The 25,820-nt window shown below is 68.2% G+C and carries 18 protein-coding genes; 13 read left to right on the forward strand and 5 right to left on the reverse strand.

Translation table 11 applies throughout. The features are described from left to right. Window positions 1-553: 553 nt before the first annotated feature. From ACZ1J6_RS00240 to ACZ1J6_RS00280, 9 genes are all read left to right on the forward strand, one after another. The gene (locus ACZ1J6_RS00240; protein ID WP_431567930.1) at window positions 554-2,971 is read left to right on the forward strand and encodes a TonB-dependent receptor; all 2,418 of its coding nucleotides are present in this window, start codon (window positions 554-556) and stop codon (window positions 2,969-2,971) included. A gap of 28 nt (window positions 2,972-2,999) precedes the next feature. Further along, on the forward strand, window positions 3,000-4,391 hold the full coding sequence (locus tag ACZ1J6_RS00245; protein ID WP_134093328.1) for an MFS transporter: 1,392 nt from the start codon (window positions 3,000-3,002) through the stop codon (window positions 4,389-4,391). Window positions 4,392-4,453: 62 nt separating this feature from the next. Further along, window positions 4,454-5,407, forward strand: coding sequence for a TauD/TfdA dioxygenase family protein (locus tag ACZ1J6_RS00250; protein ID WP_132267732.1), 954 nt, complete (start codon window positions 4,454-4,456; stop codon window positions 5,405-5,407). 81 nt (window positions 5,408-5,488) lie between these two features. Continuing rightward, complete coding sequence (locus ACZ1J6_RS00255) at window positions 5,489-7,186, forward strand: arylsulfatase (RefSeq protein WP_431567929.1); 1,698 nt, start codon at window positions 5,489-5,491, stop codon at window positions 7,184-7,186. A gap of 294 nt (window positions 7,187-7,480) precedes the next feature. Next, the gene (locus ACZ1J6_RS00260; RefSeq protein ID WP_431567928.1) at window positions 7,481-8,674 is read left to right on the forward strand and encodes a glycosyltransferase; all 1,194 of its coding nucleotides are present in this window, start codon (window positions 7,481-7,483) and stop codon (window positions 8,672-8,674) included. Further along, window positions 8,671-9,879 carry a glycosyltransferase family 4 protein gene (locus ACZ1J6_RS00265; protein WP_431567927.1) on the forward strand — a complete coding sequence of 403 codons (1,209 nt, stop codon included), beginning with the start codon at window positions 8,671-8,673 and terminating at the stop codon, window positions 9,877-9,879. Before ACZ1J6_RS00260 ends, ACZ1J6_RS00265 begins: the two co-directional genes overlap by 4 nt. A 72-nt stretch (window positions 9,880-9,951) precedes the next feature. Further along, on the forward strand, window positions 9,952-11,295 hold the full coding sequence (locus ACZ1J6_RS00270) for an O-antigen ligase family protein (protein ID WP_132267738.1): 1,344 nt from the start codon (window positions 9,952-9,954) through the stop codon (window positions 11,293-11,295). A gap of 141 nt (window positions 11,296-11,436) precedes the next feature. Next, a complete protein-coding gene (locus ACZ1J6_RS00275) occupies window positions 11,437-12,471 on the forward strand; it encodes a hypothetical protein (protein WP_465127318.1) in 1,035 nt (344 codons plus the stop codon). Between the two features lie 340 nt (window positions 12,472-12,811). Beyond that, window positions 12,812-14,995 (forward strand): GumC family protein, encoded by a 2,184-nt coding sequence (locus tag ACZ1J6_RS00280; protein ID WP_132267741.1) that lies wholly within the window; start codon window positions 12,812-12,814, stop codon window positions 14,993-14,995. Between the two features lie 106 nt (window positions 14,996-15,101). On the opposite strand, the gene ACZ1J6_RS00285 is transcribed toward ACZ1J6_RS00280, so the two are convergent. The 5 genes from ACZ1J6_RS00285 to ACZ1J6_RS00305 all read right to left on the reverse strand — a co-directional run bounded on the left by ACZ1J6_RS00285 (window position 15,102) and on the right by ACZ1J6_RS00305 (window position 20,565). Beyond that, a complete protein-coding gene (locus tag ACZ1J6_RS00285; protein WP_431567924.1) occupies window positions 15,102-15,905 on the reverse strand; it encodes a hypothetical protein in 804 nt (267 codons plus the stop codon). 127 nt (window positions 15,906-16,032) lie between these two features. Then, on the reverse strand, window positions 16,033-16,458 hold the full coding sequence (locus tag ACZ1J6_RS00290; protein ID WP_431567923.1) for a hypothetical protein: 426 nt from the start codon (window positions 16,456-16,458) through the stop codon (window positions 16,033-16,035). A 145-nt stretch (window positions 16,459-16,603) separates the two neighbouring features. Further along, the gene (locus tag ACZ1J6_RS00295) at window positions 16,604-19,150 is read right to left on the reverse strand and encodes a hypothetical protein (protein WP_431567922.1); all 2,547 of its coding nucleotides are present in this window, start codon (window positions 19,148-19,150) and stop codon (window positions 16,604-16,606) included. 185 nt (window positions 19,151-19,335) lie between these two features. Then, window positions 19,336-20,109: a TSUP family transporter gene (locus ACZ1J6_RS00300; protein ID WP_132267748.1), complete on the reverse strand. Its 774-nt coding sequence runs from the start codon at window positions 20,107-20,109 to the stop codon at window positions 19,336-19,338. A 120-nt stretch (window positions 20,110-20,229) separates the two neighbouring features. Beyond that, on the reverse strand, window positions 20,230-20,565 hold the full coding sequence (locus tag ACZ1J6_RS00305; RefSeq protein WP_465127319.1) for a hypothetical protein: 336 nt from the start codon (window positions 20,563-20,565) through the stop codon (window positions 20,230-20,232). A gap of 97 nt (window positions 20,566-20,662) precedes the next feature. Between ACZ1J6_RS00305 and ACZ1J6_RS00310 the strand changes: the two genes are divergently transcribed. From ACZ1J6_RS00310 to egtB, 4 genes are all read left to right on the forward strand, one after another. After that, on the forward strand, window positions 20,663-20,935 hold the full coding sequence (locus ACZ1J6_RS00310; RefSeq protein ID WP_431567921.1) for a hypothetical protein: 273 nt from the start codon (window positions 20,663-20,665) through the stop codon (window positions 20,933-20,935). 196 nt (window positions 20,936-21,131) lie between these two features. Further along, a complete protein-coding gene (locus ACZ1J6_RS00315) occupies window positions 21,132-23,432 on the forward strand; it encodes a S9 family peptidase (RefSeq protein WP_431567920.1) in 2,301 nt (766 codons plus the stop codon). Window positions 23,433-23,640: 208 nt separating this feature from the next. Then, the gene (locus ACZ1J6_RS00320; RefSeq protein WP_431567919.1) at window positions 23,641-24,351 is read left to right on the forward strand and encodes a YoaK family protein; all 711 of its coding nucleotides are present in this window, start codon (window positions 23,641-23,643) and stop codon (window positions 24,349-24,351) included. Between the two features lie 163 nt (window positions 24,352-24,514). Then, entirely contained in the window at window positions 24,515-25,819 is a 1,305-nt protein-coding gene (gene egtB / locus ACZ1J6_RS00325) for an ergothioneine biosynthesis protein EgtB (protein WP_465127320.1), read from the forward strand. Window position 25,820 lies beyond the last annotated feature (1 nt).

Raw genomic sequence — 25,820 nt, forward strand, 5'->3', positions numbered from 1 at the left:
ACCAAATAACTAGACAAGCACACCGCACGGCATCGGATGACCAGGCCGAACGTGCATATCCAGGGTTTCTTGGTCCGCGGCATTTGATGGGAAGCAGCTTGCTCCGCGTTACCAACCGCTAAAGCGCGCGATGCTCAGGCGACAGCGCCAGGCGTCGTGTTCCCCTCACGCCAACGATGAGGTGATACGATGCAGACCATGACTCCGCGCGGCTGACGCGCAACGGCCATGACCCCGCGCGCCTGACGCGCATCACGGGCTGACCAGCGGGAATTCACAGGACCAGCCGACCACGGCGGCCCCCGGAAACCCGCGTCCTTCACAGCAGACCCACGCGCCCGGCGCCGGAACCATGCGGTTCCGCGTGGAGGGATCGTGCGTCCCCGATCCGGTTTTTCCGGGCCTCAACGCAGGCTCCGGCCGTCCTCTGGCGCCCTGAACACGGGCCAACCCGGGCATGGCCGCCTGCCCCGAACCCAACCGCTTCAAATCCGCAGAAATTCACGCCCGACGACAGATCGGCGCGCACTCATGACAACAGGGATCCAGTTGAATGTTTCGCAGTTTCGTCACCGCCACCAGTCCGCTTGCGCTCACGGTTTCGCTGCTGGCCGCACCGGCTTTCGCCAACGAATCCGGGGCAGCGGAGACGGCGCCCGCCAGCGCCGCGCCTGAAGCCGCCGCTTTCGATACCGCAGCAGAGGCGAACAGCGGCGAGGCCATCGTCGTCACCGCATCGCGCCGCCGCGACGAAAACGTGCAGGACGTGCCGGTCGCCATCAGCGTCATCAGCGCGGCCACCCTGGAAAAGCGCGGAGACTATACGCTCGGCTCCATTTCGCAGCAGGTGCCCAGCCTTCAGGTCATCACCTACAACGCGCGCAACACCAACATCAACATTCGCGGCCTCGGCTCCAACATCTCGCTCACCAACGACGGGCTGGAGAACGGCGTCGGCTTCTACATCGACAACGTCTACTACGGCCGCGTCGGCCTGGCGCAGTTCGACCTTGTCGACCTTCAGGGCATCGAAGTGCTGCGCGGCCCCCAGGGCACGCTGTTCGGCAAGAACACGACATCGGGCGTGATCAACGTCACTTCCCGGAAACCGACGTTCGATCCCGAACTCACGGCCGAGGCGAGCATCGGCAATTACGGCTTCTATCAGTTCCGCGCCTCCGGCTCTGCAGGGATCTTCAAGGACCTGCTGGCGGTGCGCCTTTCGGGTGCGATCAGCGAGAACGACGGGTTCCTCTGGAACAAGACCACCAACCGCCGCGCGCAGGACTACCTGAACAAGTCCATCCGCGGGCAACTGCTGTTCACGCCCGACCCGGACTTCGAAGTCCGCATCATCGGCGACTATGCCAAGCAGAAGCAGAACCACGTCCTCAACGTCTTCGCCGGCCTGCACACCACGTACACGGACGGTACCACCATCGCCAACAACTGGGCTCAGCGCGCCGCGCGGTTCCCCGGCTATACCCTGCCCAGCTTCGACGCCTTCGACCGCGTGGGCGAGGCGGACAGCCACTATCAGTCCAACATGGCCGGCTACGGCGTTTCGGGCGAGGTCAACTGGAACCTCGGCAATGCCGCGCTGACCGCGATCACCGCCTATCGCTGGTGGGACTGGAACCCCGCCAACGACGGCGACAGCACCTCGCTGCCGATCGTCACCAAGGCCCAGCAGGCCAACCGCCAGCGCCAGTTCAGCCAGGAAATCCGCCTGGCCTCCAAGGGCGGCGGCAGCTTCGACTATGTGATCGGCGCCTATTATTTCTGGCAGATCGTGCGCGGCTACGGCGCCTCGCGCTATGGCCCCGCCGCGGCCCTGTGGAACCTGCCGGCGGCGAACCAGACGATCGCCAATGCGGCGCTGGACGGGTTCGAATCCAATTCCACCTCCACCCCGGAAACCAAGACCATCGCTGTGTTCGGCCAGACCGACTGGCACATCAACGATGCCCTGACGCTCACCACCGGCCTGCGCTTCACGCATGAGAAGAAGGAAGGCGCCTACGCCCAGTACTGGGTCGACGGTGCCGACATCTCGGGCTTCACCGCCGCGCAGCAGGCGGCGATCAACGCCATCCGCACCCAGTTCAACCCGGTGACCAGCTATGCCACCAGCTTCACCAACAACAGCCTTTCCGGCCTGGTCACGCTGAACTGGAAGGTCGCGCCGGACATCAACGTCTATGGGACCTATTCGCGCGGCAACAAGTCGGGCGGGCTCAACTTGTCCGTCCTGCCTGCCGGCGTCGATCCCGACGTGAAGCCGGAGAAAGTCGACGCCTTCGAACTGGGCTTCAAGTCCCAGTTCCTCGATCGCCGCGCCACCTTCAACGCCGCCGCGTTCTGGACCGAGATCAGCGACTACCAGACCACCATCACCGACCTGCCGGTGGGCGCCGTGGTGGGCCGCCAATATATCTCGAACATTCCCAAGGTCCGTTCGCGCGGCCTGGAAGGCGAACTGGCCGTGGCGGCCACTGACAACCTCAGCTTCAACGCCTCGGCGACTTATACCGACGCCACTTACATCACTTACAAGAACGCCCCGCAGGCCTTCGAACGGCAGAACCAGGGCGCGATCCAGGACCTTTCCGGCGAGCGCCTGCCCGGCGTGCCCAAGTTCGCCTGGACCATCGGCGCGGACTTCAGCACCGCGCTCGGCGATCTCGGCGGCAAGGAACTGGGGCTCTATGCCCATGCCGACTACGCCTACCGCAGCAATTTCAACACTTCGGCCTCGAATTCGGCCTGGGCGCAGATCCCCGGCTTCGGCCTGGCCAACGGCCGCATCGGACTGAGGACGGACGACGGCCTCTGGGACTTCTCGATCTGGGCCAAGAACCTGTTCGACAAGAACTACTACGTCAGCCTCAGCGCCGCCAACACCGGCGCGGTCACTGCCCAGCTGGGCGAGCCGCGCACGTTCGGCGCCACCCTTCGCACCAAGCTCTGATCCCGCTCCCAACCAGGAGGCGCCAGCCATGATCCACGAGAGATTTCCTTCATCGCCGCCACGACAGGAACGACTTGATGGCTGGCGCCTCCTGCGCTTCACCGCCATGTCCGTGCCGATCTACGCAGCCGCGCAGCCGGTCATGGCCTTCGTGCCGGCCATCCTCTCGCGCCACTATGCCATTCCGCTGGCGGGGCTGGGGCTGGTCTACCTGATCGGCCAGGTGGTGAACTCGCTGCTGGACCCGGTGATCGGCGCGCTGAGCGACCGTACCGTCAGCCGTTTCGGGCGCAGGCGGCCGTGGATCGCGGCCGGCGGACTGCTGTTCATCGTGGGCAGCACCATGCTGTTCTTCCCGCCCGAGGGCGCCAGCCTCACCTGGGTGGGGATCGGCGTGCTCTGCTATTACACCGGGGCCTCCGCCACCCAGACCACCTTGCTGGCCTGGTCCGGCGAGATCAGCGGCGACTACGACCAGCGCACGCGGATCGCCTCGCAGTTCACGCTGCTGTCCTCCGCGGCGCTGGTGCTGACCCTGCTGCTGCCCGCCTTGGCCGACCAGTTCCGGCCGGACGACGGCCCGCTGCGCCTGACCCTGTTCGGCACCCTGGTGCTGGTCACCGCCGTGCCCGGCCTGCTGCTCACGCTGACCGCCGTGCCCGACCACAGCGCGCCTTCCGGCGCGGAACCATTCGTGCTGCGCAAGACGCTGAAGGCGGTCTTCGGCAATCCCCTGCTGCTGCGCGTCCTGGCCGCGGACGCCGCGGTCACAGCCGGACAGGGCGTGCGTACCGCGCTGCTGCTGTTCATCGTCACCATCTATTTCCAGCGCCCGGAATGGGCCGCCGGGTTCTTCCTGCTCCAGTACTCCTTCGGCGTGCTCGCCGGGCCGATCTGGCGCCGCATCGGCCTGCGCCTCGGCAAGAGCCGCGCCGCCGTGCTGGCGGAACTGACCCAGGCGGCCATCAACTTCGGCCTCGTCTTCCTCACGCCCGACCGTTTCGGCCTGATGATGGCGCTCGCCGTGGCGCAGGGCCTCTCGCAAGGCTCGGGCAACCTCATGCTCCGCTCGATGGTGGCAGACGTGGCCGACCTCCACCGCGCCGAGACCGGCGAGGACCGCGTGGGGCTCTACTATTCCGTATTCAGCGTCTCGATGAAGCTGGGCGGCGCCTTGGCTTTCGGGATCGCCCTGCCGCTGGTCACGGCCTTCGGCTTCGACCCCAAGGCCGCCACCAACACGCCCCAGGCGCTCGATGCCCTGCTGCTGGTCTTCGCGCTCGGCCCGGCGCTGGCCCACACCCTGGCCGCTGCGCTGGTGGCGGGCTTCCCGCTCGACGCCGGCCGCCACGCCGAAATCCGCCGCCAGATCCAGGCGCGCGAGGACGTCTACGCCGCCGCCGCCGTCCCTGCCGAATGACGTTCCCGACCCCTGTTTTCACGAAGCCCGTTCCCCGTTTTCACGACGAAGGAGTAACTGCCATGACTTCGATTGCCACTTACGCCAATGCCAAGGATCCCGCCTCCCCGCTCGACGTCGCGCCGATCACCGGCACCATCGGCGCCGAGATCCGGGGCGTGACCCTCTCCGGCGATCTCGACGGCCCGACCGTGCAGGCCATCAAGGACGCGCTCGTCCGCCACAAGGTGATCTTCTTCCGCGGCCAGCACGAACTGGACGACCAGCGCCACGAGGCTTTCGCCTCGCTGTTCGGCGAGCCGGTCGCTCACCCGACCGTGCCGGTGGCCGAAGGATCGCGCTACCTGCTCGAACTCGACAGCAAGGAAGGCTACGCCGCCTCCAGCTGGCACACCGACGTGACCTTCACCGATGCCTATCCGGCCGGCTCGATCCTGCGCGCGATCACCATTCCCGAGGCGGGCGGGGACACCGTCTGGGCCAATACCGAGACTGCCTACGAAGGCCTGCCGGAAAGCCTGCGCCAGCTGGTGAACACGCTCTGGGCGGTTCACTCGAACGACTACGACTATGCCGCCGTGCTGGGCAATGCGCCGAAGGATGACGAGGCCGCCCAGAACCGCACGCAGTTCCAGAAGAACATCTTCGCCTCGACCGTCTACGAAACCGAGCACCCGCTGGTTCGCGTCCATCCGGTCTCGGGCCAGCGCAGCCTGCTGCTCGGCCATTTCGTGAAGCGCATCGCCGGGCTGAACCAGGCGGATTCGGCGCGGATCTTCTCGATCCTTCAGGAACACATCACGCGTCCCGAGAACGTCGTGCGCTGGCGCTGGCAGCCGGGCGACGTGGCCTTCTGGGACAACCAGGCGACCCAGCACCGCGCCGTGGCCGACTTCGGCCTCCAGCGCCGCACCCTGCGCCGCGCGACGATCGCCGGCACGGTGCCGGTCGCCATCGACGGACGCCAGAGCCGCACGACCCGGAAGGAAAAGGCCACCACTTACGAACCGGCCTGATCCCTCACACCCTGTACGGGCCGTTGACTGCCCGCGCCGCGCGCTTCCGCCGCGGCGCGGGATTTTTCCAAGGACATATCGATGAAATCCAAGCGTTTCGCTTTCGCCGCCGCTTTCGGCGCAGCCCTGCTCGCCACCACCGTAACCCCGGCGATGGCGCAAACCGCTCCGGCGCCGTCCGGTCCTGCGGGCCAGGTTCCCGCGCAAGCCCGCCCGAACTTCCTGGTCATCATCGCCGACGACCTCGGCTTTTCCGATGTCGGCGCCTTCGGCAGCGAGATCGCCACCCCCAACCTCGACCGGCTGGCGCTGGACGGGCTGCGGCTGACGGGCTTCCACACCGCGCCCACGTGCTCGCCCACGCGCTCGATGCTGCTGTCCGGCACGGACAACCACCGCGCCGGGCTGGGCAGCATGGCGGAACTCACCGCCCCCAACCAGAAGGGCAAGCCCGGCTATGAAGGCTATCTCAGCCGCGATGTCGCCAGCCTGGCCGAGCGCCTGTCCGCGGGCGGCTATCGCACGCTGCTTTCGGGCAAGTGGCACCTGGGCCTGACCCCGGACCTCGATCCCCATGCGCGCGGCTTCCAGCACAGCTTCGCGCTGCTGCAGGGCGGCGCCAACCACTATGGCCGCGACCAGTCCGCCGAACCCGGCAAGGGCGCGACCTATACCCGCGACGGCAAGGTCCTGGCCTCGCTCGACAAGGATTTCTACTCGTCGGATGCCTATGCCACGAACCTGATCGCGGAATTGCAGCAGAGCCGCCGCGAGAGCCCTGACAAGCCGTTCTTCGCCTATCTCGCCTTCACCGCGCCGCACTGGCCGCTCCAGGCGCCCGCCGAAGACGTCGCGCGCCAGAGCGGCAAGTACGACCTGGGCTTCGACGAGATCCGCAGCCGCCGCCTCGCCCGGCAGGAGCAGCTCGGGATCCTGGCCAAGGGTACGGCCGCGCACAGCGTGCGCGCCCCGCGCGGCGGCTGGGATTCGCTGTCGGCGGCGGACAAGCGCGAAGCCGCACGCGACATGGAGATCTATGCCGCCATGGTCGAACGCATGGACCGCAATGTCGGCCGCGTGATCGAGGAACTGCGCGCCAGCGGCGAACTCGACAATACCGTGATCGTGTTCCTGGCCGACAACGGCGCGGAGGGCCTCGATTATCGCACGACCGGCGCGAAAATGCTCGGCAGCCGGGTTGCCGAGGCGGACAACAGCTTCGCCAATCGCGGCAAGGCGAACTCCTACATCACGTACGGCCCGGAATGGGCGCAGGCCGGCACCGCGCCCTCGTGGCTGACCAAGGCCTATGCCTCGGAAGGCGGCACCCGCACCGTGGCCTTCGTCCATGCCAGGGGGCTGGCCCACGCGCGGGGCATAGGCAGTGCCTATGTCAGCGTGGCCGACATCGCGCCGACCCTGCTCGACTATGCGGGCGTGCCCGCCGCCGGCACCACGTTCCAGGGCCGCACCGTCCTGCCGATCACCGGCAAGAGCGCGCGTCCCTGGCTGGAGGGCAAGGCCGCCGCGGTCCACGCCGCCGACGAGCCGCTGGGCACCGAACTGTTCGGCAGCCGCGCCTTGCGCAAGGGCGACTGGAAAGTGACCGACATCGGCGACGGCCAGTGGCGCCTCTTCGACATCGCCCGCGACCCCGGCGAAACCCGCGACCTCTCCGCCGCGAACCCGGACAAACTGCGCGAACTGACGGCCGCCTGGGACGATTATGCCAAGGCCAATGGCGTGATCCTGCCCACCGAGGCGCTCTACCGCCCTTGAGCCGCCCCGCGCGGGAGGGGGCGGGACGGATCGCCGCCCCCTCCCGCGCTCTCCCTCGCCTGCTCTCCCCCTCACCGTGACGCGCGCGGCGAAGCGATCCCCGGCGCGGGGCGGGAGAGACTTGCCCCGGCTCCCTGGCGGCAAACGAGAAAGATCAGGCTTTTCAACAGGCCGCGCCCGGCAATATGGGTGCCGCGCCATACCCCCGATGGGCCACGCGCTGGCCCTTTTGTTGAATCGCTCCCGCGCCATGCGCTGGCTACGCTGCACCTGCTCAAAGCCACGAGAGGTCGCATGCGTTCTGAATCGCCGCTTCGCGCGCTCTTCGTCATCAATTCGCTCGCCGGCGGCGGGGCAGAGCGCGTGTTCACCACCCTGGTGGACCAACTCAGCCGCCGCCCGGACGAAATCGCCATCACCGTCGCCCTGCTCGATAACGAGGCGGAAGAGGCCTACCGCCTGCCCGCCGGCGTCACGGTGGAGCGCCTAGACGCGCGCGGCGGGCTGCTGCGCAGCATCACCCAGACCCGCAAGCTGGTGCGGCGGCTGCGGCCGGACGTGACGCTCTCGTTCCTCTCACGCGCCAATGTCGCCGCGATCGTCGCCATGCGCCGCACCGGCGGCGCGGCGATCATCAGCGAGCGGGTGAACACCACCGCCCACCTCCGGAGCGGCCGTCTCGCCTTCCTCAGCCGCCTCCTGATCCGCAATACCTACCCCACCGCCCGGCGCATCATCGCCGTCTCGGAAGGCGTCGCCCGCACGCTGGAGAGCGACTTCGACGTGGAGCCGCAGCGCATCTCGGTGATCTACAACCCGGTGGACACCGCGCATATCCACGCGCTGGCCGCCCAGGAACCGGCCATCCCGGTCACCGCGCGGGACTTCGTGACGATGGGCCGGCTGGTGGACAACAAGAACACCGCCATGGCCATCCGCGCGTTGGCGGAAATGGGGGCAGAGACGGGGGCGGGGGCCGAAGCGGAATCCGCCAACCTGATCGTGCTGGGCGAAGGCCCCTTGCGGGAAGACCTGATCGAGCTGGCGGCCGGGCTGGGCCTGGCCGATCGCGTGCATTTCCCGGGCTTCCTCGCCAATCCCTACGCCGTGCTGGCGCGGGCGGGATGCTACCTGCTCACGTCCTATGCCGAAGGTTTTCCCAATGCCATGATGGAGGCGATGGCGGTCGGCCTGCCGGTCGTCGCCACCGACTGCCCTTCGGGACCGGCGGAAATCCTGGAGGTCGAGCTGGACGGCGCGCGTTCGGTCATGGGTCATGGCGGCGCTCTCGTGGCGCCCGACGATCATGCCGCCATGGCGCGCTGCATGGCCGAAATGATGGGGCCGCGCCATGCGGAACTGTCCGCGGCCGCCGCCAGGCGCGCCGCCGCCTTCTCGGTGGAAAGCGCGGTCGAGCGGTTCCGGACGGCGCTGATGGACGCCGCCCCGGCGCCTGCCGCAAGGCAGGCACAGGCGGTGCGGCCATGAAAGTCTGCGTTACCGGCCTGCGCGGCATCCCCGGCGTCATGGGCGGGGTGGAAACCCACTGCGAGGAACTCCTGCCCCGCATCGCCGCCATGGAGCCCGAGATCGAGATCGAGGTCTGCTGCCGCGCGCCCTATGTCGATCCGGCGATCACCAGTTTCCGCCACGTCGCGCTGAAGCCGCTCTATTCCCCCACCGGTCGCATCAGCGAGGCGCTTGTCTCGACGTTCGTGGGCATCGTCCACGCGCGCCTTCACGGCGCCGACGCCGTGCATATCCACGCGGTCGGCCCCGCGCTGCTGGCCCCTTTCGCCCGCCTGCTCGGCCTGCGCGTGCTGCTGACTCACCACGGCGCCGACTACGACCGCGAGAAATGGGGCCGCGGCGCCAAGCTCATGCTCAAGCTGGGCGAGTGGCTGGGCGTGCAATCGGCCGACCGCGTGGTCTGCGTCTCGCCCTCGCTCGCCGCCCGCATGCGCGAGCGCTACCCGGCGCGGGCCGAGCGGGTGGAGTTCATTCCCAACGGCGTCAGCACGATGCCCCCCTCTCCCCAGAGCGACGAGGACGTGCTGGCCGAACTGGACTTGCGCGCGCAGGACTATGTCCTCTGCGTGGCGCGGCTGGTGCCGGAAAAGGGCATCCACTACCTGGTGGAGGCCTTCCGCCGCAGCGGAGACGGTCTCGGCAGGGACGGTTCTGGCAGGGATGGGCGCACCCTGGTGATCGCCGGGGCGGGCCGCAAGGACGATCGCTATGCGCAGGACCTGCTCGCCATGGCGGAGCCGCGCATCCGCTTCCTGGGCATGGTGCCGCGCCCCCGGCTGGGCGTGCTGCTGCGCAATACCGCGCTTTTCGTGCTGCCCTCCTTCCATGAGGGCCTGCCCATCGCCGCGCTGGAGGCGCTGGCCTGCGGCTGCCCGGTCCTGCTCAGCGACATCCAGCCCAACCTCGACCTCGGCCTGCCCGCCGACCGCTACTTCCCGGTCGGGGACGTCAACGCCCTCGCCGCGCGTCTCGGCGGGGAAGACCGGCCGCAAACCGGCCCGCAGGACGGGGAAAGCGCGGGCGATCCCCAGCCTGAGACATTGCCCGAGACATTGCCCGAAACTTTGCTCGACTGGGACGAAGTGGCCCGGCGCACGGCCGCCGCCTACCGCAAGCTCAAGACCCGCAAGTGGCTCAGCCATGCCCTTACCCCTGCAAGCTGAGGCCCTCCCGCCGATCCCGGCCCGGACCGGCGCCACGGCCGAAGCGCCCCTAGACCGCGACCGGAGCACGCCATGCTGGCACTGACATCGGGCAGCCCGCCCATCCCGATCTTCCTGCTCCTGCCCACGATGATGCTCTACTGCGTGCTCGTGGTGGTGCTCTGCCTGCAGGTGCGCGCTTCGGCGCGGTTCCTGATCGTGGCTTTCGCGATGCGCCTGGCGATGTCCGCGATGCCGCGCTTCGCCTTTTCCTCCAGCCCGGCGGGACTGAGCTGGAACGCGCTGGCGTCGGTGGTGCTGGTGGGCGTGGGCGCGCTGCTGCTCCTGCGCAGCCGCGCCGTGCCGCTGATCCTGGCGCCGATCGCGCCGCTGCTCATGGTCATCGCCATGAGCGCCGTGCTTAACGGCGAGATCTCCGGCTCGGTCGAGAGCCTGGTGAAATACGCCTATCTCGCGATCATCGCCCTCACCGCCTACGACGCCTTCGTGATCGACGGCGCCGGCAAAGTGCTGCTGCGGCTGCTGTTCACGTTCCTGCTTCCCCTGATGCTCCAGGGCTTCAGCATCGTGCTGGGCATCGCCAAGGCCACCGAAAGCGACGGCTCCACATCCTACATCGGCGGCTACAACCACGAGGCCAGCTTCTCGATCATCCTCCTGACGGGGCTGCTCACCGCGATCCTCAACCCGCGGCTGCGCGCGCTCTACAAGCTGGGGATCGCCGTCGTCTGCCTGGGCGGGATCCTGGCGGCCAACTACCGCACCGCCATCATCACCGCCGGGCCGCTGATGCTGGGCCTGTTCATCGCCGCGATCGTGGGCGGGGTCCGTCCCAGCCAGAGGCCGATCGCCGGCATCCTGGGCTGGCTGCTGGTGCTCTCGGCCGTGCCGATCGTGCCGATCGTCGCCGGGGACCGCTTCGATGCGGTCAAGACCGTGTGGGACAACCCGGCCATCATCATGAAGGCCCCGGCCGACTTCAGCCGCGCCGATACGCAGGTCCTCTCGGGCCGCCTGCTGCTCTGGAGCCAGTACATCACCGCCTGGGATGCCGGCACGCCGCGCCAGCACATGCTGGGCTTCGGCGCCAATGCCTGGGAAGGCCGCTATCGCTACTATGCGCACAACACCCTGGTCTCCACGCTTTACGAGCTGGGCGTCCTGGGGGTGGCGGCCATGCTGCTGCTCTGGAGCTGGATGGTGTTCCTGGCCGCCACGGCGCGCACGCCCGCGCGGTTCACGCTGGTGATGGCGCATCTCGGGTTCTTCCTGCTCAATATGGCGACGATGCCGTTCTGGATGATCGAGGGCCTGCTGTTCTACGGCCTGCTCTGCGGTTTCACGGTTCACGCCAACCTTCAGGGCCGCGCTGCGAAACGGTCCGTCGCAAATCCCGCAGCGCTCCGCCCCGTTTGAGGACATTTCGCCCGCCCCGCCAGTTGTGCTTCAAGTTCGCCTGGGCAAGTAGCCCAAAAGAACTAAGCCATACGGATGAGACTATTCGTCATGGTCCTGTCAATAAAACGCGATCAACAGCCTAAGTCCTTGGGGAAGCACATGTTTCGAACACTTGGCCTCGTCCTGCCGATGCTGGCGATGGGCCCATCCAACGGGGGTGCGCCCGCCGCACTCAGCAGCCTGACCGCCTCGCCGCTGGCCATGGCCCAGGCAACCGCCACTACCGCCGCCACCACTTTCACCATGCCGTCCATCGCCGCCCCGCAAGTCAGCAGCGCCGCCTGCAAGGCCGCCTCGACCTTGCGCATGACCGCGACCACGCCCGGAATCTCGAAGCTCTGCGTCGTGGACGGCAACATCCTGGTCAACGGCAAGGACGCCAGCGGCTTCGTGATGCGGGACATCAAGTCCCAGCGCTACGGCCCGCTCATGCGCGGCAGCAATGTGCAGGACCTGCAGGTTCAGCGCGTTTCCGACACCGAGGCACGCGCCGACGCCACCCTCGGCCTCGGCCTCGTCAACGTCAGCAACGGCATCGGCAAGGCGAGCTTCCACGACCTCGTCTGGATCGGCGACAAGGCCCATCCGGCCATCAACAGCGACGACGCCTGGGCCGCCATCGCCCTCAAGGGCAAGGACGCGGACGACGTCGGAACCTTTGAAATCAACAACTTCGACTTCCAGAATCTATTCATGAATTCAGGAAGCTATTACCAGAACGTGGACGGCATCTCGACCGAGGGCGGCTATTCCGGCACGATCACCAATGGCCGCGTTATCAACGCCAGCGATGCCTGCCTGGACATCAAGGGCAATGTGCGGGCGGACAACGTCTACCTCTCCGGCTGCCGCCAGGGCATCAAGGCCTGGACCAACCAGAGCCACGGCCTGATCGAACTGGGCACCAACCGTTTCGTCGGCATCATCGGCAAGGGCAGCAAGGGCGTGACCCGCACGATCACCATCGACGTGCTGATCGCCTCGGGAAACCCCAACGTGCCCCTGTTTCGCGCTGAGGACGGCGTGGTCAACCTGCACATCCGCCGCCTGATCGCCAAGCCGGGCCAGGTTCTGAGCGCATCCGGCAGCTTTTCCGGCTCCAAGGTGACGATCGACCAGCGGATGGCGATCTGACCGACCGAACAGGCCCGTCGAACCGGCCGGAGCGCCGGTCGGCGGGCCGTTTTCGAAGGCTGGCGGCCCGAGGTCCGCTGGCGTTCCTTGCGCGCCTATCCGCCCTGGCGCCCCAGGCCAGGCGGTCCGGCGCGGCGCCGGCATCCATGCGGACAGCCCCCAAGCCACTTGCACAAGCGCGAAAGGCCCGGAGCCCGGCCCGGGCGCCCGCTCCACTCGCACGAGGTAGTGGTGCCTGAGATTTCGAATTACTACCTGTTTCTCATGGATTTCCAATGGCAAAGGCTCGCAGAATAAGTCCGCGAATTTCCTCGATTCTCGAGAGGTAGGCGACTTGCACGTGGCTCCCAACAAGCTGGATCCCTCCGTAGCGCGCAGGGTGGGGTTGACCGACCCCGCCCCAGGCAGCGCTGCTTCCGCCTCCGGGTCTGGCCCCGACGGGGGCAAGCTCATCGACCTGTCCTGGCTGGCGACGCTGGCCTGGCGGCACAAGTGGGCCATGCTCATCGCCATTCTCGCGGTGCTGGCGGCCACGGCCACGGCCTATCTCTTCGCGGTCAAGAAATACGACGCCAGCGTCGTGCTGGCGCTGGACCGGGGCGACCAGCAACTTGTCCGCACGGCGCAGACCAACAAGGATACCATCGTCGATTCCCCGGCGGTGGACACCGAAGTGCAGGTCCTGCTCTCGCCCGAAGTGGCGGCGGCCGCCGTGCACAACGCGCGGCTCAACACCAATCCCGCGTTCCTGGCCGCTTCGGCGCCGAACGCCCCCGGCCCCCTGACCGAGGCCGCCGCCGCCAATATCCTGCGCTCCAACCTCACGGTCGGCCGCCAGGGGCTGTCCTACGCGATCAACCTCGGCTACCGCTCGCGCGATCCCAAGGTCTCCGCGATGGTCGCCAACACCGTGGCCGACGCTTACGTCAGCGGCCAGGTGCAAGGCGAGCAGAGCGCGCGCAGCCAGGACATCAACATGCTGCGCAGCCGGCTCGACCAGCTGCGCGGAGACGTGATCAAGGCCGAGGCCGCCGTCGCCTCCTACCGCGCCAGCGCCGATCTCGTGGCCGTCAGCAACGACAGCACGATCGCGCAGCAGGAGCTTTCCACGCTCAACACCGAACTGGCCTCGGCCAAGGCCGAACTCGCCGCTTCCCAGGGCCGCGCCAGGGCCAATGCGGGCGAGAACGGCACCGCCGTCAACAACAGCCCGGTGATCCGCGACTTGCGCACCGAAGTCTCGACGCTGGAGGTCAAGCTGGCCGAGCAGTCCTCCACGCTCGGGCCGAACCACCCCGATCGCGTCAGGACCGAAGCCCAGCTCGCCACTGCCCGCCAGGCGCTGCGCCGCGAAGTGGCCCGCGCCGCCTCGGGCGTCAGCTCCGACGTGGGCGTGGACAGCCAGCGCGTGGGCGCCCTGCAATCCGCCATCGGCGGCGCCAAGGGCCGCCTGCTCGCGGGCAACAACGCCTCCGTGCGGCTCAACGAACTGGAGCGCGTGGCCGAAAGTTCGCGCCAGCTTTACCAGACCTTCCTTGACCGCTACCGCGTGGAACTGGCCACGCGCGGCACCGAAAAGAGCAAGGCGCAAGTCATCGCCCGCGCCCAGGTGCCCACCAAGCCCTCCTCGCCGGACCTGCTGGTCTACATGCTGGGCGGCGGCATTGCCGGCGTGATCGCCGCGGTCCTGCTGGCGCTGGCCCTGGAATGGCGCGAACGCGGCATCCGCACCCGCGCCGAAGCCGAAGAGCTGACCGGCTACGAAGTGGTCAGCAGCCTGCCCGACATCGCCACCATGGACGAACCCGACTTCCGCAAGGACGACGCCCTGGGCGTGCCGGACTTCCTGGTGAGCCACCGGGATTCGCCCTTCGCGGAATCGGTGCGCGCGATCTGGACGGCGCTGAAGATCGGGCACAAGGGGCAGGTCGCCCGCTCGGTGGGGGTCACCTCGTCGATCCCCGGAGAGGGCAAGACCAGCACCGCCATCGCCCTGGCCCGCTCCGCCGCCATGGCCGGTCGCCGCACGCTGCTGATCGACTGCGACGTGCGCCGCATGGGCACCACCATCGCGCTGGGCCTGCGCGGCCGCCCCGGCCTGGCCGAAGTGCTGACCGGCGAGGCGCGGGTGGAAGACGTGCTGGTTCTGGACGAACCCTCGGGCGCGCATGTCCTCCCGCTGAATTCCACGGCCGAAACGCCGCTGGACATCATCCACTCGGACGCCACCGCCACCCTGTTCGACCGGTTCCGCCAGGAATACGACCTTGTCGTGCTGGACATCGCGCCGGTCATCCCGGTGGCCGAGGCCCGCGCGCTGGCGGCCATGGCGGACGTCACCCTGATGATCCTGCGCTGGCGCTCCACCCAGCGCAACGTGCTGAAGACCGCCCTGCGCGAACTCGACCGCGCCGGCGCCAATATCTACGGCCTGCTGCTCACCCAGGTGGACACGCGCTCCTCGGCCGTGCTGGGCGAGGAAATGGCCTATTATCAATATTACTACGCGCGCGGCACCAGCTGAGCAGGCCCGGAATGCCCGTCGTCCCTACCGGATCAGACCGACCGGATCGGGGGCGACGGGGCCGCATTGGCTCCTTGGTCGGCGGACCCTTTAATCGGCGGCCCCTCTAATCAGCTGGGCGTTCGGCCTCGTAGCCGAAGAACGCCAGCAGGTCCGGCGCTTCGGCCACCGTTTCGGCCACGATCCGCCGCTCCCCGGTCGACAGCATGAGAACCTGCGACGAAGCGCTGCGATGCTCTTCGGCCGCCGCTGATGCGGGCGGGCCGACTTCCAGCCCGAAAGCCGACAGGATCGCATCGGGATCGCGGCGGAAGCGTTCGTAAGTGACCAGCGGATAGCCGTGCCGCTCGATCGCGGTGCGCAGCAGGCCGCTTCTCCAGATCCACGTCCGTGCCAGGTCGCGCACCACGCGGTCGCGCGGGACGCCGCGATAGGCGGGCAGGGCATAGCGCTTGAGCTGAGCATCGATATTGGTCAGCGGCGCACGGTTGCACACGGCGACGCGGTAGTCGCTGAAATGACCGAACAGCGTTTCGTAGCGGACGAGGTTGGGCGGGCTCTTCTCCAGGAAGAACGCCCGGCCGCGGCTCCGCTCGGCTTCGGCGATGCGTGCGTTCCAGGCCCCGAGCACCGCTTCGTAGTCCACGAACTTGCGGTCGAGCCACTGGTCCGCGTCCATCAGCCCGCGCACCAGGCGCTGCCCTTCGAAGCTGGAGTGAAGCCCGCCGACATCGGCACGATCGGCCACATGACGCGCGATCGCGGTCGTGCCCGCGCCCGGCGGCGTCAGCAGGAACAGGAAGGGGTGGTGGATCCGGTCGGTGCGGCGCCGGGGCCAATAGGGTCCGGGATCGTCCGGCCGCGCCTGAAGGCCCAGGGGTTTCAGCAGGCGGTCGACCGCCGTCTTCACAGAGTCGTCCCGCCCATGCCCCGGTTCCTCGCCTATCCGCACCGGGATCAGGATAGCCGCTCGGCCTGGCCGGGGCGCAGCTATTGCGAGTGGCCTGCTACCTCTTTTGCGCCCGGAGCGCGCGGAATCAGCAGATCTCGAAGCCGGTGATGCGCAGCAGGGTCTCGGTGATCGGCTGCGCGGTCAGGCGCAGGCGGTGGCGGGATGGGCGGGCGTGGGATGGGGCGGGCTGGGCGAGCCGGGACGCCAGCGCTTCCGCCTCGCCGGCCGGCAGGACGATGTCCACTTCGATACGGTCCGCATAGACGCGGCCCTGGCCTAGCACGCCTTCCAGAAAGGCCGTGCCTGCGGGATTCACGCAAAGCGCGACTTCGGCGCCCTCGTGGCCCCAGGAAGGCAGGACATCGTCTTCCTCCACCGTTCCGGCCACATCGAGACCCAGCAGACCGGCAGGGCCCGCGGCGCGCACCGAGAGGCTGCCGACGGCCACCGTCAGCGCCGGAACGGCCGGCTTGCCGCCGGCCCATGCTTTCGCGCCGCCGCGTTCGATCATCCGGCCAGGTCCATGTCGCTGCTTCGCTGCCCCATTCGCGCGTCCGGGCATCGCGCACCCGGACAGCGGCAGCCTACATAGCAATGCCTAACGAATTGAGAAGCCAAGGATCGAAAAGTCCGAAAGCGCCATGTGGGGCGAAAGCTCAGGATTGCGGCAGGGCCACCGCGGTATCGGGCGCATCGCGCAGGCGCAGGTAGAGCTTTCCGGCCACGGGACGCGGCACGGGCAGGCTGGAGCCGGTGAAGCCGGTGGGCACTGCCGCGGGCTGGGCGAAAGTGGGCTCCGCCGAGACGGAGCCGATCAGGAACAGGTCCCGCCCAGTGAGCGTACAGGGTGTTGCCGCCCCTGCTCCGGTCGCTGCCCCGGTCCCTGCCCCGGCCTCCTGTTTCGCGCCGTCCTTGTCGCAGGCGAGGTTCTCGATCCGGGGCAGCCGGGCCAGCGTGGTCAGCGGCGTCCAGTCCCCCGTGGTCTCACCCCCGGCCAGACGGAAGCGCAGCGGGCCGAAGGCGCCGGCAGGCAGGTCGGCGGCCTTGAGCCGGGCGACGAGCACCTGGCGGCTCTCCAGCGTCAGCCCCTTGCCGGCCGAAAGACGAGCGACCGCGGGGCCGTCCGCCGTGGCGATCTCGATCGTGTCGCGCGTGCCGAAACCGGCGCCCGGCGCGGCCTTTACCGAGAAGACCAGTTCGCCGTTGTCAGGCAGAAGTTCGCCCGCGCCCAGTTCCAGCGCCCTGGCGCCCGGCGCGACCGGGCCGGGATAGATCGTGCGGCCCAGCAGCTCCACTTGCAGGCGGGGAGCACTCACGCGCACCGGCAGGGTCAGGCTGCGCCCGTCCGCCAGGCGCACCACGGCCTTTGCCGAAGCACCTTGCTCAAGCGCGGGAGTGGTCTTCGCCGCACCGTTCTGGCCCGGCGTGTTCTGGCCCGGAGTGCCGGGCGCCGAATTGACCTGAGCCGGATCGGCTTTCACCGAGAGTCGCAGGCGATCGACCGCATCCTCGCGGGTAAGGCCATCCGGGCGGTATTCTACATCGTTCAGCGTCAGCGACTGGACCTGGTCCAGCCGCTGGCCGGTCAGCACGCCCTGGCGGTCTCCGGCGTGAAACTCGAACCCGTCGACCCGGCTCGCTTCGGCGCGGGCGCGCAACGTGACGGTTTCCGGGCCCTTCGCGCCCTGATAGCGCACTTCCACGCGCATCTCGCCGGGGTTCACCGCGGCCAGCGGCACGGTGAACGTCAGCCGCTGGCCGTCCTGCACTTTCCATTCCAGCGACCGGGGGGCGCCACTGCCCTGCCTCAGCAGCACTTCCTCCACGCAGGAGGGCGCCGCGCCTTCCAGCGTGACAGCATTGTCGCGGCCGACCACCAGTCCGTCAGCGTCGCCCACCACTTTCCAGGCCGCGCCGTCGGGCCGCTGCAGCAGGAAGTCCGGCCCGCCGAACGGCGCGAAGCCCCACATGCCGTGAAGCTGGGCGCGCAGCGATCCGGTGAAGGCGCTGGGCAGTTCGTCCGGCCCGATCATGTAGCCGCCCCGGTCCGCGCGCGGCACCGCCGCCACGTCCATCGTCTGGCCGGAACCGTTAGTGAGCTTGACCTTCATGTCGTGCGCGAAGGCCGTGGAATAGACCAGGGGCGCGCCTTCCACCGGCAGCACGGCGCCGGGCCGGGCGATGCAGACCGGCCCCTTGGCGATGCTGCGAAGCTGCGGGGGAATGTCCGCCTCCACCGCAGGCAGCGCCGTGACCATGACCGACTTCGGCTTCTGGAACGAGGGCGCCGCATTGAGCAGCAGCGACATCGTGGCGTCCTTGCGCAGCGAAAGCGTAGGCAAGTAATTGAACTGGGGGTTGTTGAAGGCGCCGAAGATGCGCGCGATGTCCCGCGCCACACCGATATAGGCGCTGTAATAGCCGCCGCCCGCCTCGGGCGTGGCGCTGAGCTGCAGGGCCAGATCGGTGGGGGTGCCCGTCAGCGTATCGGCCAGCGAACTGGAGTGCACGTCGTTCAGCACCAGCGCCTCGCGGTTCTCCAGCAGGCACGAGGCCTGCATCTCCACGACTTTGGACAGGCACTCGTCATTGAGCTTGATGGACAGGCTGCGCGCCAGCACGGGGGCCACGGTGCGCAAGTATTCCGGGCCGGTGTTGTCCTGCGCCTGGATGGCGGCCATGAAGGTGGCCAGGCGCGAATGGTCAAGCGAGGCCTGGTTCAGATCCTGGCTGGCGCGCACGAATTCGCCCGGCTTGCCGCGTACCGCATCCAGCAGCACGCCTTCCGCCCCGCCGGTATCCGCCACCATCAGCAGCACCGCCTGCCGCGCGCCCTTGGGCACGGTGAGCGACAGCGCCTTGTCCTTGTCCTTGGACTTCCAGGTGCTGGCGGTGGTGACCCAGTCCTTCGGCGGGGGATTGGTGGCCCCGCGCAGGAAGGCGGACGTCAGCAGGAACTTCTGGCCCTGGTCGCCCGGCAGGTCGGCGCGGATCGAGAGCTTGTCCCCCTCGGCCAGGCTGGGCACTTGCGCAATCGGCAGGGTCTGCTGGCCGCGCGTCACCTCGATCCGCAAGTCCGGGCCGCTCAGCTCGAAGGGAGCGGGATCGGCCAGGGCTGGCGCCGCCGCCACGGCAGCAAGCGCCGAGGCGGCGAGGAACAGGGGCGCTCCGGCGCGCGGGAACCGCGAATCATCGTCCTTCATGCTGATCGGCAAAGCGCGTCCATCCTGTCGGTTGCCTGACTATCGGTCCCGAGGCGCAAATTTATTCACCTCGCCCCTATTCACATCGCGTACCGCCTTGCCAAGGGCGCGGCGCCGGTTTGCCGGACGGATCGACCCTGCCGTGCGGTTCGCGGCGGGGGGCGGGGCGGTATGCTGCGCCTTCCCTAGAACAGCGTCCACAAGGGATTGGCCGGGTCAGCCAGCAGCTTGACGGTCAGCGCGAAGGACATGACCACCAGCAGCGGCCGCACCCCGCGCCCGCCGAAGCGGATCGCCAGCCAGGCGCCGGTCTGGTTGCCGGCAATGTTCGCCGCCGCCATGGAGAGGCCCAGAACCCACAGCACTTTGCCGCCGGCCACCATCGCCAGCAGCGCGGCCACATTGGTGGCCAGATTGATGAACTTGGTATTGGCAATGGCCCGCACCAGACCCAGCCCGCCCAGCGCCACCAGCGCCGTGGTCAGGAAGGAACCGGTGCCCGGACCGAAGAAACCGTCGTAGAAGCCGATGCCGGTGCAGACGGCGGTCAGCCCCGCGCCGCCGAGGCGGGCATGGCGGTCCACTTCGCTCATCGGCGGTGCGAGCAGGAAATAGAGACCCATCGCGATCAGCAGCAGCGGCACGAAAGCGGTGAGGAAGCCGGGATCGACATGCTGGACGGCCGTGGCGCCCAGCACCGATCCGGCGAAGGCCCCGGCCGCCGGCACGGCGAAAGCGCGCAGATCCACTCGGCCTGCGCGCAGGAAGGCGACCACGGCAGAGGCCGTGCCGATCGTGCTCTGCAGCTTGTTGGTGGCCAGCGCGGCGATCGGCGGCACGCCCGCCATCAGCAGCGCCGGGATCGTCAGCAGTCCCCCGCCCCCGGCCAGGGCATCGACCGTGCCCGCCACGAACGCGATGGCGACCAGGAACGAGATGGCTTCGAGGGTCAGATGCATGGAGGGGTCCTGAAAGTACGGTCAAGGCCGCTTCTCGTCGCCCTCCCTGCCCGCGGGACTGCGCCGCGGGGCGGGGGAAGCGGGAAAGGATCGGCGCAGGGCTTTCGAGGGCGCGGGCCGTCAGCGCTGCTTTTTGGTGATGGCGGCGGTGAAGTCCGGGTCCTTCTTCGCCACCCAGTCCACGAACTTGCGCACGTTGGGATTGAGCAGCAGGCCCTCCACATCCATGCCGTGACGCTGGAGTTCGGAATTGCTGAAATTGGCGATCAGCGTCTGCTGGCAGATCGGGTGCATCGGCACGACATCGCGCCCGCCCCTGCTCTTGGGAACGGGGTGATGCCAGACGATGGTCTTGCCCGTGGGCCGCCCGCAGAGCCAGCACGGCACCGGCGGAGGGGCCTCTTCCTCTTCGGTGAGATCTTCCCAGGGGCCGTGTTTGGGATGCTTGCGGGCCATGTCTCTGCCTGATCTGCCTGAAAGGAATTGCCTGAAATCGGCCTGCCCCTACCGCGCCCCGGCTGACATTGCCACTGCGACGTCCTATCGCCGGCCCATGGGCAGGAAAAAGCGATACCTCACCGCGCGGATGCCGGACGGCTACGTGAAGACGATCGGGCCGACCGCCGACCCCTTCACGCATTACTGGCGCATTGTCGCCACGCTGGAAAACGGCAAGACTGAGGTGTTCTGGGGGCATACCCGCTCGCTGGCGGAAGCCAAGAAAAGGCGCGCCGCCACGCAGGACGCGGTGCGGATGCGGGGCTGGAAGGGCTTCGTCTTCGAGATCGCCGAACTGGAGGAAAGCGCCGAGCCGCCTGGCGCCTGAGCGCCTCTTCGCCGGACACACCGCCATGTTTCCCGAGGGAAACGGCTGAAACCCGCGGGGAACGCGGCTTTTTCCGCGCCGATTCGGCAAAACGCGCCTTGACGCCGCAAGCGATTCCAAGCGCGCGGAAGCGGTCGCATTTTCCGAGCCAACAGGTGATTCCACCCGACTAGAAAATGCTCTAGGCATGGGTCCGATGTCCAGAATCTCCCTGCTGCTTGCCGCCCTGTGCGCCACAGTTTCCGCCAGCTTCATCTCCGCAGAGGCCGCCCCCGTGACCGAGAAGACCGCCCCCCGGGCCGCCGACACCCCTGCCAGTCCGGCCCCTCGTCCGAACATCGCTGCAGGCGCGCTCGATTTCCAGCGCGTCTTCGCCAGCCCCTCGCTCGATGGACCGCAGCCGCGCGAAGTGAAGATCTCGCCGGACGGGCGCTATCTCACCCTGCTGCGCAATCGCACCGAGGACCGCCAGCGCTACGACCTCTGGGGCTACGACCGCGAGAGCGGCGAATGGCGCATGCTGGTGGATTCGCTCAAGCTCGGCTCCAGCCGCCCGCTGTCCGAAGCCGAAAAGATGCAGCGCGAACGCAAGCGCGTGGGCGATCTCAAGGGCATCGTCGCTTATGACTGGAGCGACGACGGCCGCTCGATCATCGTTCCGCTCGACGGCGATCTCTACCTGGCCGGGCTGGACGGTTCGGTGCGCCGCCTGACCGATTCCCCGGAGGACGAGCTGAACTCCGCGCTCAGCCCCGGCGGCAAGTACCTCTCCTTCGTGCGCGAACAGCGGCTCTGGGTGGGCTCGCTCGAACAGGGCGCGCAGAAGCCGATCACCCCCGAAGAAAGCGCCAAGACCGTGCACTGGGGCGAGGCGGAGTTCGTGGCGCAGGAAGAGATGGACCGCATGGCGGGCTATTGGTGGTCGCCGGACGAAAGCCGCATCGCCGTGGAGCGCTATGACGAGGCCCCGGTCAAGGTCGTCACCCGCGCCGCGATCGGCGCGGAGGGCACACGCACTTACGAGCAGCGCTATCCGGCCGCGGGCACGCCGAACGTGCTGGTCTCCCTCTTCGTGATGAAGCCGGACGGCAGCGGCAAGGTCCAGGTCGACCTGGGTGCCGACAGCGACATCTACGTGGCCCGGGTCAACTGGTCGCGCGATGGCAAGACGCTTTACGTCCAGCGGCAGGACCGCGCGCAGACGAAGATCGACATGCTGGCGGTCGATCCGGCCACCGGCAGGAGCAGCGTGCTCTTCACCGAAAAGGCCTCTCCGGATGCCTGGATCAACTTGTCCGGCAACTACCGCTTCCTCAAGGACGGCAGCCTGATCTGGTGGTCCGAGCGCGACGGTTTCGGCCATCTCTACCACTTCGCGAACGGCAAGTGGCAGCAGCTGACCTCGGGCCGGTGGACGGTGACCAAGCTCGTCTCGGTGGACGAGGCGCGCGGGCGCGTGCTGTTCACCGGCACGAAGGACGATGTGCTGTCCCCCCAGCTCTACGCCATCGACCTGGCCAGGCCGGGCACGCCCCAGCGCCTGACCGAGGAAGGCTGGTTCAATGCCGCCGTGGCGAACAAGGACGGCCGCACGCTGGTCGTCACCCGCTCCTCGCCCACGCAGCCCTCGCAAAGCTATGTCGCCGATGCCGAGGGCAAGCGCCTCGCCTGGGTTGAGGAAAACCGCCTCGACGGCGCGCATCCTTATGCGCCCTATCTGGCCGGACACCGCACGCCCACCTTCGGCACGGTCAAGGCCGAGGATGGCAGCGACCTGCACTGGCTGATGATCACGCCCAAGATGGAGCCCGGCAAGCGCTACCCGGTGTTCTTCGAGCACTACGGCGGCCCGCATAGCCAGCAAGTGGCGCGCCAGTGGCTGGGCGCCCTGCCGCAGGCCATCGTCGACAAGGGCTATATCTACTTCCGCCTCGACAACCGCGGCAGCCCGAACCGCGGCGTGAAGTTCGAAAGCCAGATCCGCCACAAGCTGGGCACCGTCGAAGTGGCGGACCAGCGCGCGGGCGCCGCCTATCTCAAGACGCTGGACTTCGTCGATCCGAAGAAGATCGCGACTTATGGCTGGTCCTACGGCGGCTACATGACGCTGAAGATGCTCCAGGCCGATCACGGCCTTTATGCGGCAGGCATCTCGGGCGCGCCGGTGACCAAGTGGGAGCTTTACGACACCCATTACACCGAACGCTACATGGGCGACCCGCGCAAGCAGCCGGAAGCCTATACCGCCTCCGACGCCATCGAGAACGCCGCGAAGATCAGCGATCCCCTGCTGCTGATCCACGGCATGTCGGACGACAACGTGGTGTTCGAGAACAGCACCGTGCTGATCTCGAAGCTCCAGGCCCAGGCCGTCCCGTTCGAGATGATGCTCTATCCCGGCTATACCCACGCGGTGAAGGGACCGATGATCAGCAAGCACGTCTGGGAGACGATCTTCGCCTTCCTCACCCGCCACGGCGTCACCCCGCCGGAGTGACCGCCACGAGAGCGAGCAGGCAATTTTCGAAACGCCGGGCCGAAAGGTCCGGCGCTTTTCAGTTTCATCGAACGATTGACGGGGTTTTATCCAGCTTCACCGAAAGGGCGATTCTGGCGACAAAGGCTCCACCAACGCTTTCCCGTCCGCCCCGATCGCATCCTGGGCGGCGCATTCGATAACACCTGTCCCGATGGAGCCCCCCGCCATGACTTCGCCCACAACCGGCCCGACCATCACCGCCAAGACGTCCCTCCCGCGCCTGCTGCTGCTGCTGTCCGCAACGACCGGCCTTGTCGATGCCGCTTCGGTGCTCGGGCTTGGCAAAGTGTTCACTGCCAACATGACCGGCAACGTGGTGTTCCTGGGCTTTGCGGCCGCGGGTACGCCGGGCTTCAAGGTCGTGCCGGCGGTGCTGGCGCTGCTGGCCTTCATGGTCGGCGCCTGGGGAGCGGGACGCCTGGCGCGGACCCATACCGACCTGCCGTTGCGCCGCTGGCTGATCCGCGCGGCCGTGGTGGAAGCCGGCTTGCTGTGGGTCGCCGCGGCGATTTCCACCCGTATCGACGTGGCCGCACAGGCACCGGAGATTGCCGTGCTTTCGGTCATCGCCCTCACCGGTTTCGCGATGGGCCTGCGCAACGCCACGGTGCGCGCACTGAAAGTGCCGGACCTGACGACCACCGTGCTCACCCTGACGATCACCGGCATCGCCGCCGACATGGCAGGGCGCGTCTCCCCCAACTTCGCGCGCCGCCTTGCCGCCGTGCTCTCGATCTTCCTCGGCGCGGCCCTGGGTGCGGCCCTGCTGCTCCGCGTCGGCCTGGCCGTGCCGCTGGCACTCGCCGGAGCGGTGGTGCTGGGCGCCACCCTGCTTTTCGCCCGCGACCCCGGCTCCGCCCAACCGCACCGGCCATAACGGGGCACCGCCGGTAGCATCGCATGGCGATTTTTCCGGTGCTCGGAACCTCGCGGCCTCCCGAGCACTACCTACGACATACCTTCGTTTCGTGAGCGCTGGACTTCTTTTCCGGCGCTGGCGAACATGAGGCGTGCCCACGCGGGTAGCGGAAGGAGAGACGATGAAGGAACAGTCGAGCCGTGCGGACGTGCGCCCCGCCCTCTCTCCCGGGGATATGGCCGACAGATTCCAGCGAACCCGCCATCTCAGCCGCGATCTGGTGCAGGGGCTGAACGAGGCCGACGCCGCCGTCCAGTCCATGCCCGATGCCTCGCCCGCCAAGTGGCATCTCGCGCATACGACCTGGTTCTTCGAGACTTTCCTCCTGCGCGACCATGTGCCCGGCTATCGCCTTCACGATCCGCGCTGGCCCTTCCTGTTCAACAGCTACTACGAGGCCGAAGGCGCCCGCCTTGCCCGGCCCGAGCGCGGCCTGCTGACGCGGCCCACGCTGGCCGACGTGCTGGACTATCGCGCCCATGTGGAAGCCGCCATGCTGGAGTCCATGCCCCTCCTGCTGGAACGCCACGGCGAGTTGGTGGAACTGGGCATCCAGCACGAGCAGCAACACCAGGAACTGCTGCTGACCGACATCAAGCACCTGTTTTCGCGCAATCCGCTCGGCCCCGCTTATGCGGCACCCTCCAAGCCGCCCTCCACGCCGGCCCGCAGCGCCCCGCTGCGCTGGATCGAAGGGCCGGAGGGCCGGGCGGAGATCGGGGCCGGCCCGGACGAGCGCTTCGCTTTCGACAACGAACTGCCCCGCCACCCCGCCTGGCTCGCCCCCCATGCCCTGGCCAACCGCCCGGTGACCAATGGCGAGTGGATCGAGTTCATCGCCGACCAGGGCTACGGCACGGCCGCGCTCTGGCTGTCGGATGGCTGGGACTGGGTGCGCGGCGCCGCAGGGGGCGTCGAAACCATCTCAGCGCCGCTTTACTGGCGCGGCGGCGGACGGCAGTGGAAACAGTTCACGCTGGCGGGCTGGCAGGACGTCGATCCCGAAGCCCCGGTGACGCATATCTCCTTCTACGAAGCCGATGCTTTCGCGACATGGGCGGGGGCCCGCCTTCCCACCGAGCACGAATGGGAAGCCGCTGCGCGTGGCCGCGATCCTCTTGGCGGCCTGCAACTGGACCGGGCCGGCCCCGCAGCGCCCCGTGCGGAAGAGGAAGTGGACGGCTTCGCCTCGCTCTACGGCAATGTCTGGGAGTGGACCGGCTCGGCCTATCGCCCCTGGCCCGGCTATCGCCCGGCGGCGGGCGCCGTGGGCGAATACAACGGCAAGTTCATGTCCAGCCAGTTCGTGCTGCGCGGCGGCAGCTGCGCCACCCCGCGCGGCCATGTCCGCCCTTCCTACCGCAACTTCTTCCACCCCCACCAGCGCTGGCAGTTCACCGGACTTCGCCTCGCAAGGAGCCTCTGAC

The sequence above is a fragment of the Novosphingobium sp. BL-S-21 genome (assembly GCF_055521655.1).